The organism is Streptomyces echinoruber (genome assembly GCF_014651135.1).
Classification (GTDB): Bacteria; Actinomycetota; Actinomycetes; order Streptomycetales; family Streptomycetaceae; genus Streptomyces; species Streptomyces echinoruber.
This window is the reverse complement of sequence record NZ_BMWH01000091.1, coordinates 1-1104: the sequence shown is the minus strand read 5'-3', so window position 1 is coordinate 1104 and position 1104 is coordinate 1. Positions and strand designations below refer to the sequence as shown.

At 75.2% G+C, this 1104-nt stretch carries 1 protein-coding gene; it reads right to left on the bottom strand.

Annotated features, from left to right (window positions below):
• Positions 1-160: 160 nt before the first annotated feature.
• The coding region (locus tag IE225_RS32670) for a DUF6177 family protein (RefSeq protein ID WP_229880218.1) at positions 161-1104 on the bottom strand (944 nt) is incomplete at its 5' end.

Here is a 1104-nt window from a genome sequence, read left to right as displayed (position 1 = left end):
GGGCGGCCCGCCTACGAGAACCGTCTGCACCGGCCGTACGGGGAGGCGGTCACGATCGGCACGGAGCTGGGCACCTGGACGCTCGACACCGCCGGCCTTCCGCGGTACAGCGCGAAGGAGATGGGGATGCCGGAGGAGGAGCCCTGACCGGGCGGGCCGGCTACCCGCCGCGAGTCGGCATGCCCTCACCGGTCTTGAGGTGAGCCGTGAGTTTTTGCAGCGTCGCCCACGCGTCGGCGTCGGTTCCGTCGCCCAGCGGGTAGTGCAGGGCCGGGTGCGTGTGCGGGCCGAGCCGCCGGGGGCGCAGGGCGAGGGGCGGCCGACGGGCGTGATCGAGGCCGGTCCTTCGCACGTCCCGGGCGCCGAGTGTGAAGGAGACCGGGATCGGCGGGGCCTCCAGGCATGGCGGCAGGGTCAGGTCGGCGCGGGCCGCGCGCAGGGTGGTGAGCATCGTCGCCAGATCGTGCTTGTCGACCAGTGCGGCGGCGAGGGATTCGAGGGCGTCCAGCGGAACGTCCCCGGCGGACTCGTATCCCAGCGTGAGTGTGACGTCCTGCGCGACACCCGCCGTCGTACGCGAGACGCGGAGGGTGGCGAGGGCCGGGCGGCCCGGATCGCCGACCGCGAGGAGATGCGTCGGCGCGGGGGAGCGGTCCCGGGCCAGGTCCGTCAACTGGCGAGGTGACCAGGGCAGGTTGACCGGCTCCGCGGTGCCCCAGCCGGCGGGCGGCGCGCCCGTCAGGTGCCGCCAGGCCGCCTCCAGCCCGAGGCCGAGGGTCAGGTCGGCGTCGGGGGCGTGGACCGTGCGGAAGGAGACGGTGAGCTGGCGTTCCGATGTGGGCGCGGACTGCCGGGTGAAGGCATCGGCGACCGTGCCGGCGCCGGCGGAGAACGTACCGTCCCGCCAGGCGAGCCGGGCGCCGGACAGGCCGTCGTAGTAGCCGCCCTCCGGGTCCTGGACCACCCACCGGTTGGGTGCGCCCGCCAGCGCCTGCCGCAGGGGGAGGGTGAGACGGGAGTGGGCGGGGGTGACCAGGTGCAGGGCACGGTTCGCGGCGGCCACCGTGCGCAGCACGCCGGACAGCCAGGTGGTCAGGGCGAGGA